8 protein-coding genes are annotated in these 8984 nt (G+C 39.9%); 5 read left to right on the top strand and 3 right to left on the bottom strand.

The window, feature by feature from the left end:
• Positions 1-693 precede the first annotated feature (693 nt).
• Entirely contained in the window at positions 694-1380 is a 687-nt protein-coding gene (locus AAEY55_RS09895) for an IS30 family transposase (protein WP_350551058.1), read from the top strand.
• 177 nt (positions 1381-1557) lie between these two features.
• Here the strand turns inward: AAEY55_RS09895 and AAEY55_RS09890 are convergent, their stop codons facing one another.
• The gene (locus AAEY55_RS09890; RefSeq protein ID WP_011327603.1) at positions 1558-1803 is read right to left on the bottom strand and encodes a hypothetical protein; all 246 of its coding nucleotides are present in this window, start codon (positions 1801-1803) and stop codon (positions 1558-1560) included.
• Between the two features lie 106 nt (positions 1804-1909).
• Positions 1910-2353, bottom strand: a complete 444-nt coding sequence (locus AAEY55_RS09885; RefSeq protein WP_182683967.1) for a hypothetical protein — start codon at positions 2351-2353, stop codon at positions 1910-1912.
• 104 nt (positions 2354-2457) lie between these two features.
• Here AAEY55_RS09885 and AAEY55_RS09880 point away from each other — a divergent pair, with 104 nt between their 5' ends.
• Entirely contained in the window at positions 2458-2841 is a 384-nt protein-coding gene (locus AAEY55_RS09880; protein ID WP_011327605.1) for a response regulator, read from the top strand.
• Positions 2842-3016: 175 nt separating this feature from the next.
• Here AAEY55_RS09880 and rpsT read toward each other — a convergent pair whose 3' ends face one another.
• Positions 3017-3277, bottom strand: a complete 261-nt coding sequence (gene rpsT, locus AAEY55_RS09875; RefSeq protein ID WP_002958225.1) for a 30S ribosomal protein S20 — start codon at positions 3275-3277, stop codon at positions 3017-3019.
• A 295-nt stretch (positions 3278-3572) separates the two neighbouring features.
• Here rpsT and murJ point away from each other — a divergent pair, with 295 nt between their 5' ends.
• The 3 genes from murJ to ileS all read left to right on the top strand — a co-directional run bounded on the left by murJ (position 3573) and on the right by ileS (position 8981).
• Positions 3573-5111 carry a murein biosynthesis integral membrane protein MurJ gene (gene murJ / locus AAEY55_RS09870; RefSeq protein ID WP_011327606.1) on the top strand — a complete coding sequence of 513 codons (1539 nt, stop codon included), beginning with the start codon at positions 3573-3575 and terminating at the stop codon, positions 5109-5111.
• An 85-nt stretch (positions 5112-5196) separates the two neighbouring features.
• Positions 5197-6123, top strand: coding sequence for a bifunctional riboflavin kinase/FAD synthetase (gene ribF / locus AAEY55_RS09865; RefSeq protein WP_011327607.1), 927 nt, complete (start codon positions 5197-5199; stop codon positions 6121-6123).
• A gap of 29 nt (positions 6124-6152) precedes the next feature.
• On the top strand, positions 6153-8981 hold the full coding sequence (gene ileS / locus AAEY55_RS09860; protein WP_350551051.1) for an isoleucine--tRNA ligase: 2829 nt from the start codon (positions 6153-6155) through the stop codon (positions 8979-8981).
• The last annotated feature ends 3 nt before the right edge of the window (positions 8982-8984 follow it).

Genomic DNA, 8984 nt, shown 5'->3' with positions numbered 1-8984 from the left:
ATTGAATTTGAGGAACGACTCAGCAAGCATATTTAAAATCTAAAAACGGGCAGTTACACAGAATCCGTTACAGGCTCCGCGCGAGTTAAACCTACCTAAATAATCGAACCTCATATAATCTTGCTGCTTTGTGCTAGGTCAATTAAGCGCAATTACAGCAAGGTTATAATTAATATAACTTTATATCCTACCTACCAAATTATGAGTATTAACCCTATCTCAACGATCATTACTGTGCAAATACAGCTGTATTCGTAGCAACAACAGCAGCACAAATAAAAAGGCCTTAATAAATACTAAGGCCTTTTTTCACTACCTAGATTCAAATTGTAAGTGCATAACTTGTTTTGGCTAGATTAAGTGGTCAGTTGCTCATAAACTAACTGCTTTTTCTCCGGCAAGAGATTTTACAATGAGACATTACAAACAACTGACCTATGCGCAAAGATGCCAGATCGCCGTTCTAAAGAAAAGCGGTTTTACGCAACAAAGTATTGCTGAGCTAACTAATTTATCGCAATCTACGATTTCAGAGAGCTTTCTAGAAATACAGGTAAGCGAGGTTACAGACACAAACAAGCTCATGAGCGGGCTTTGTTTCGCCGAAGAAGTGTAAGAAAACCGCTTAAGATGACACCTGAAATGATAGCTTTAATTACCTAGAAGCTTAATGAGAAGTGGAGTCCTGAACAAATAACGGGATGGTTACGCAAAGAAAGTGAACGGTCTGTCAGCCATGAATGCATTTATCTGTATATCTGGGAAGATAAAAAAGCAGGTGGTGAGTTATACCTACATCTGCGCCGACACGGTAAGAAATATCACAAGCGCAGTCATGGTAAAACAAATCGAGGGCAAATAAAAAATCGCGTTAGCATTGAAGAGCGCCCACAAATAGTTGATGAGAAAGGCCGTATCGGAGATTGGGAAATAGATACCGTCATAGGCAAAGGTCATCGAGGCGCCCTTGTTACCATTGTAGAGCGGGTCACCCAATTCACTGTATCAACTCAGGTGGCAGGCAAAACAGCACAAGCCGTCACTACGGCGACGATAGAACTATTAAGGCCATATAGGTCAGCGCTTCATAGCATCACGGCTGACAATGGAAAAGAGTTCGCTTATCACGAGCAAATCACAGAGGCTTTAAGTGTTCCTGTTTATTTTGCTCACCCTTATCACTCATGGGAGCGCGGATTGAATGAAAACACGAATGGATTACTACGTCAGTATTGGCCGAAGAGCACCGATTTTAAGGCGGTAACACCAGCGCAAGTTATACCAGTACTTGAGCAACTTAATAATCGTCCTAGGAAGACACTTGGATTTGAAACGCCTGCAAAATTGATGCAGGATCACTTGGCGGCTAAAGCCGCCTAAACGTTATGCACTTCAGATTTGAATCCGCGGTTGTAAAGTAGTAACTATACGGCGTTAATTCAGTTGCAGTTAACTATCGTAATGAGTTAGCAGTAGCTGCAATCAGCTTGGTTGTTAAATATTAGGCAAAAAAAAGCCCAGCTAAGCTGGGCTATAAAATATTCTAAGGAGAAGTGCTTAATTTTGGGTTACAGTAAATTGCCCAAAAGTATAAACTTTAAACAAATAAAATGTATTGATTAACACCAAACTCATATTCGAAACAATACTCGACGACATAAGATCTAAGCTAAATGATAAAAATAGCAAACCACAGGCACTAACCGCGGCAATACGCAGTAATGTGAGTTGGTTAATAAAGAATGCACCTAAACCTAGTGCAAGTAATATCGTGTTTAAAAGCCAATCTAGCTCGTTCAGCATGGTAGTTTCAATAGTTCATTTGTTGAAAAAAGGAGCGCCATTATGTTGATCTTTTGCACACCTTTCAACCAAGTAATTTTAAATTTTCAGATTAGTTTTTTTAATGCTAAAAGTAAGCTTTTATTGCCGCAATAATTCCATTATCGGCAATTACTTTATATTTTTGACAGCTTTTTGAGTTAACCGTATCAGTACATAAATAAAGTGCCTTACGCTTACTGTCTAGCTGTGGCTGTAAGTTTGAATCGAGGAGCGTTGCGCCGTAACCAAATACCCCAGGCCAATAAATGCTATTACTCACCATACCTAATTTATGATAACTAAGCAGTGTAGGCTTAGGGATTATAATTATTATAAATAGTAATAGTCCAAGCGTGGCCAGCAAGCTGCTTTTAGACTTTTGCGCTGCTTTATTGTTAGCGCTTGTATTAGCACTTTGTTTAATATTATTAGGCTTTGTAGCCGTACTGCGGTTTTGCTTGTTTTTTGTTGTTTTTGTACTTCTAGGTGCTTTACCTAGTAATGATTGTTTTTTTGTATTTGTAGACATAAAGCAAATCTGGCCTTTTTGGTGTAGTTCTCTATAATAAATAACTGTATTTAAAGCAAATGATAGCATTTGCAAACATTGCTTTTAGCCTATAAGGATCAAATATGAACACGCAGCTTGCAATTTTAATCGTTGATGACGTTAGTACTGTGCGCAGCTTTTTAAGCCAAACATTGATGCATTTAGGCATAGAAAACGTAAAAGAAGCATCAACTGCCGCACAATGTATTAATGAGTGTCGTGCTGCAAATTATAACATGATTTTTTTAGATATAGAGTTACCTGATGGCGATGGTAAAGAGTTAATTGAGCAAATTAATCAACTGAACCCAGAAACAAACGTGGTTATGGTGTCGGCGCACTCAGGGGTTGAAAATGTAAAAGATGCAATTGATAAAGGGGCTAAAGGTTTTGTGGTAAAGCCTTTCTCTCCTAAAAAAATAGCAGCTATGCTGAAAAAGTTTTATCCTGAGCTAGAAGGGGTTTAATAACTTACGCGCCATTTTATTAAAAGCGCTTATTTAAGCGCAACTGCCCTAAATAAGAATGTGTGATGATTTTGCTGTATGAATTAGCTATATATCTGTTTAACGCTGTAAATATTAAATATAAAGCAAAAAAAAAACCGGCCAAGGCCGGTTTTTATATTCTTGCAAAAACAAATTATAGTGCTTTAATTTTAGCAGCTATGCGGCTCTTATGACGAGCAGCTTTGTTTTTGTGAATTAGACCCTTAGTTGCGTAACGGTCTAGGATAGGTGTAGCAACAGAAAAAGCTTGCTGTGCAGCTTCTTTATCACCAGCTTCAATAGCTACGATTACTTTTTTGAAGTAAGTACGCATCATTGAACGACGACTTGCGTTGTGCTGACGGTTTTTTTCGCTTGTAATAGCGCGTTTTTTTGCAGACTTGATGTTAGCCAAGGTTTGCTCCTAACAATCTTAAATAAAGCTTAAATTAAAGGCCGTGGAATATGCCTGTTTTTATCATGAATGTCAATTTAATTTTGACAATCCAAGAAAAACTGCTCCTTATAACGAACATCAATTTGCCGCTCTAGCAGTTAATATCGACATTGTAACAAAGCATGAGGATTCAGCCTAGTGCTTTAAAGCGATTTATAAAAAAGACTATGGCATAATTACTTATCTTAATGATTTTTAGTGTGGGTTTGCGGTGTCAAAAGGTTTATTTCGCTCCGGTATGATTGTTAGTTGTATGACAATGATATCGCGTATTTTAGGGTTAGTTCGCGATGCGGTTGTTGCAAACCTCCTGGGAGCCGGTGCTGCGGCCGATGTTTTTTTGTTTGCTAATCGAATTCCTAACTTTTTACGTCGTTTATTTGCAGAAGGTGCGTTTGCTCAAGCATTTGTACCTGTATTAAGCGAAATAAAAGAGCAGCAAGGCGACGACAAGGTTAAACTTTTTGTTGCGCAAGCAGCAGGAACCTTAGGCACTATTTTATTAATAGTGACAATTGTAGGTGTGGTTGCGTCTCCGGTTATTGCTGCACTATTTGGCACAGGTTGGTTTATAGATTGGTGGCAAGGTGGCCCTGATGGCGAAAAGTTTGAACTTGCCAGTGCATTATTAAAGCTGACATTTCCGTATTTGTTTTTTGTAAGCCTTGTGGCGCTAAGTGGGGCGGTTATGAATGTATATAACCGCTTTGCTGTGGCTGCGTTTACCCCAGTGTTATTAAATATATCTATTATTTTGTGTGCTATTTTTTTACATGACCAATTTTCGGTAGGTGCATATGCATTAGCTATCGGTGTATTTATTGGTGGTGTGGTGCAATTACTGTTTCAGTTGCCTTTTTTATATCGGGCAAAAATGTTGGCGCGCCCGCGCTGGGCTTGGCAAGACGAAAATGTAAAAAAAGTACGTAAATTAATGCTGCCTGCTTTGTTTGGAGTATCTATTAGCCAAATAAACTTATTGCTCGATACCGTTATTGCTTCATTACTCATGACCGGCTCAATTGCTTGGTTGTATTACTCAGACCGTTTAATAGAGTTTCCGCTGGGATTATTTGGTATTGGTATAGCAACGGTTATTTTACCGGCACTGTCAAAATTACACAGTAGTAAAAAAAGCAGTGATTTTCAGCATACCTTAGATTGGGGGGTGCGTTTTGTAATATTTTTGGGCCTGCCTGCTATGATAGGGTTAATGATTATTAGCCCACTTATTATTACTGTGTTGTTTGATCATGGTGCATTTAAAGAAGCGGGGATTGATCATGTTAAAGCGGTGAGCTTAGGGGTAATGGCTTATTCGGTTGGTTTAGTCAGCTTTATGCTAATAAAGGTATTAGCCCCTGGATTTTACGCCCGCCAAGATACTAAAACCCCAGTGCGCATTGGTATTATTACCTTGGTACTTAATATGGTGTTTAATATAATGCTTGCGCCTTTTATTGGCTATTTAGGATTGGCCTTAGCCACTTCAATGTCGGCAAGTTGTAATGCATTTTTGCTTTACAGGCAGCTTAAAAAAGAAAATGTGTACCAGTTTTCGTCAATGAGCTTATATTTTACCCTTAAATGCTTTGTTGCAAGTATTGTTATGGGGTTACTGGTTTGGTTTACCAGCGAGCAGTATAGTTGGACGACTTGGCACTTTAGCGAACAGGTTATTTTACTCCTAGTGTTGCTAGCAATTGCAGGGTTAAGTTACTTTACGCTGTTATTTTTGATGGGTGTGCGACTAAATACGATAAAAAGTGTAGCAATTACTGAATCGAACTAAAAAAAAGATTATAATCGGCAACTCTGCAACTTCATTCAATTTTGAGTTGTGAATTAATAACTCGCTTAAAAAGGCATTGGGTGGCATGGAGTTAATTAGAGGTATACACAATATTCGCTCACAACATTTTGGTTGTGTGCTTACTATTGGTAATTTTGATGGTGTTCACTTAGGTCATGCTGAAGTATTAAAAGGCTTACTTATTGATGCTAAAGCAAATAATTTACCTAGTACGGTAATGTTGTTTGAGCCTCAACCACAAGAGTTTTTTGCTAAAAGTAATGCGCCAGCGCGTTTAACTCGCTTACGAGATAAACTGCTACTGCTCAGCGAGTTAGGTATTGAACGAGTTATTTGTATTAGCTTTAATCAGCAATTTGCAAATATGCATGCAGAGCAATTTGTTAGTGATATTTTAATTAAAAAGCTAGGCGTTAAAGCATTAACGGTTGGTGATGATTTTAGATTTGGCAAGCAGCGACAAGGTAATTTTGACTTACTAGTAAGTATGGGCAAACAAGCGAGCATGGATGTTAAAAGCACCGCGAGTTTTCGCCAATTAAATGCTAGAGTAAGCAGTACTTTAATTCGTGAAGCGCTTGCCGCTGGTGATTTAAGCACTGCAAAGGTAATGCTTGGTCACAACTATGCCATTTCGGGGCGTGTTATACATGGTTGGAAACGTGGCCGAGAGCTGGGTTTTAGAACCGCAAATATAGCGCTTAAACGTCAAGTTTGCCCGGTAAATGGGGTGTTTGCTGTGCAAGCAACCATAGCAGGGAAACAAGTTTATGGGGTTGCCAATATAGGCAATAAGCCCACTTTTAATGGAACTCGTGCCTTATTAGAAGTTCATCTTTTTGATTTTGCACAAGACATTTATGGACAATTTATGCATGTGGAGTTGATTAAAAAACTCCGCGATGAGAAAAAATTCGAGACATTAACACAATTAACGGCGCAAATAGCAACTGACGTTGCCGCCGCTAAACAGTGTTTTGGTTTAAATTAGGTAGCCGATAGATACGGAATGTAGGATTAATGAGCGACTATAAACATACTTTGAACTTACCGGAAACACCGTTTCCAATGCGTGGCAATTTGGCACAACGTGAACCAAAAATGCTAAAAGCATGGTATGAAGACGACCTATATGGTCAAATTCGCAGTGCTAAAAAAGGTAAAAAAACCTTTATTTTGCATGATGGACCTCCGTATGCAAACGGCGATATCCATTTAGGCCATTCAGTAAATAAAATATTAAAAGATATTATTGTTAAGTCTAAAACCTTATCTGACTTTGACTCGCCATTAGTACCTGGTTGGGATTGTCATGGTTTACCAATAGAATTAATGGTTGAGAAAAAAGTTGGCAAGCCAGGCGTTAAAGTAACCGCGAGCGAGTTTCGCGAAAAGTGCCGTGCATACGCTAAAAAGCAAGTTGAAGGTCAAAAGGTCGACTTTAAACGTTTAGGTGTATTTGCCGATTGGGACAAGCCTTACTTAACCATGAACTTTGACTTTGAAGCGAATGCTATTCGTGTACTTGGTCGTATTATTGAAAAAGGCCATTTACATAAAGGCGCTAAGCCTGTGCATTGGTGTACCGATTGTGGTTCTGCTTTAGCCGAAGCCGAAGTTGAATACCAAGATAAGCAATCACCAGCAATAGACGTACGCTTTATTTTTAACGACCAAGACGCAGTAGTAAGTGCGTTTGATTTAGCTGATGGTCATAAAGGTGCAGGTAAAGTTGGTACTGTTATTTGGACTACCACTCCGTGGACGCTGCCTGCTAACCGAGCAGTAGCAGTACATGCAGAATTAGAATATGCACTAGTACAAGTTGAAGATGAAGGTAAGCAGCAACGCTTAATTTTAGGCTCTGAGCTCGTTAAAGATGCCATGGACCGTTTTGGTTTTAATAACTTTCATGTATTAGGTTACGTTAAAGGCGCGGCGCTTGAAAATTTACAAGTAGCACACCCTTTTTACGACTTTAGTGTTCCTGTAATTGTAGCTGAACATGTTACGACTGACTCAGGTACGGGTGTTGTACATACGGCTCCAGGGCATGGTCAAGAAGATTTCGTGGCTGGACTTGAATACAAACTAGAAGTGGCTAACCCGGTTGGCGCAAATGGTGTGTACTTGCCAGACACTGAGTTATTTGCCGGTCAGCATGTGTTTAAAGCAAATGCGAGCATTGTTGAAGTGCTTAAAGAGCATGGCGCATTAATGCATCACCATGCTATTACGCATAGTTATCCACATTGCTGGCGTCATAAAACGCCAATTATTTTCCGTGCTACACCACAGTGGTTTATTAGTATGGATCAGGCTAATTTGCGTCAAGATTCATTAAACGAAATTAAAAACACGCAGTGGTTACCAGAGTGGGGCGAAAGCCGCATTGCAAACATGGTTGAGGGCCGTCCAGATTGGTGTATATCACGCCAACGTACTTGGGGTGTACCAATTGCATTGTTTGCTGATAAAGACACCGGTGCTATTCATCCAAATACGCAAGAGTTAATTGAACAAGCAGCACAATTGGTTGAAAAGTCAGGTATTCAAGCATGGTACGATTTAGACCCAGCGACACTGTTAGGTGAAGAAGATGCTAAGCAATACATGAAAGTGCAAGACACTCTCGATGTATGGTTTGACTCGGGCGTATCGCATGCGTGTGTTGTTGATGCGCGTGAAGACTTAACTGGTCCTGCCGATTTATACCTTGAAGGTTCTGATCAGCATCGTGGTTGGTTTATGTCGTCTATGATGACATCAGTCGCTATTAACGGCCATGCACCATACCGCCAAGTACTTACTCATGGTTTTACCGTTGATGAAAACGGTCGTAAAATGTCTAAGTCGTTAGGTAATGTTATTTCACCACAAAATGTGATGAATAAACTAGGCGCCGATATTTTACGCTTGTGGGTTGCCTCTACCGATTACACCGCAGAAATGACGGTATCGGATGAAATATTTAACCGCTCAGCAGATCGTTATCGCCGAATTCGTAACACTAGTCGTTACTTATTAGCTAACCTAAATGGCTTTGATCCAAAAACAGATCAAGTAGCTGTTAATGATATGGTTGAGCTTGATAAGTGGATTGTTGGCCGTGCAGCACAATTACAAACAGAAATTTTAGCTGCCTACGATAGCTACCAAATGCTGTTAGTAACGCAAAAGCTAATGAACTTTTGTACCGGTGAGCTTGGCTCGTTCTATTTAGACGTAATTAAAGACCGCCAATACACAGCTAAGAGCGACAGCCACGCACGTCGTTCTTGTCAAACAGCGCTGTACCATATTGCTGAAGCAATGACGCGTTGGATGGCACCAATTATGAGCTTTACTGCTCAAGAAATTTGGGAAGCATTGCCGGGTGAGCGTAGTGACTACGTATTTACATCAACCTGGTACGAAGGCTTACAAGCTCCTACTAACAGCCAATTTAGTAACGATGATTGGTTAGAAATTCTAACCGTGCGCGATGAAGTAAACCGCCTATTAGAAGCTGCACGTAAAGAAGAAGTGATTGGTGCAACGCTCCAAGCAACTGTTAATTTATATACAGGCAAAGCGCTTGCAGCTAAATTATCAGCACTTGGCGACGAGCTGCGTTTTGTATTTTTAACATCAGCAGTAAACGTAACCGAAGTTGATAGCCAGCCGGCAGATACACAAACTACCGAAATCGAAGGTCTTTATATTAGTGTTGCTGCAACCGATGCTCAAAAGTGTGAGCGTTGTTGGCATTATAGCGCTGATGTAGGTGTTGAGCCTGCTCACCCTGAAATTTGTGGTCGCTGTGTAAGCAATGTTGACGGTGAAGGCGAGACGCGTCAATTCGCTTAGGAG

The sequence above is a fragment of the Pseudoalteromonas sp. 120-MNA-CIBAN-0494 genome (assembly GCF_040308885.1).
In the GTDB taxonomy this organism is placed as follows: domain Bacteria; phylum Pseudomonadota; class Gammaproteobacteria; order Enterobacterales; family Alteromonadaceae; genus Pseudoalteromonas; species Pseudoalteromonas nigrifaciens.
Note: the sequence above shows the minus strand (reverse complement) of the source record. Positions and strands in the feature narration are given on the sequence as shown.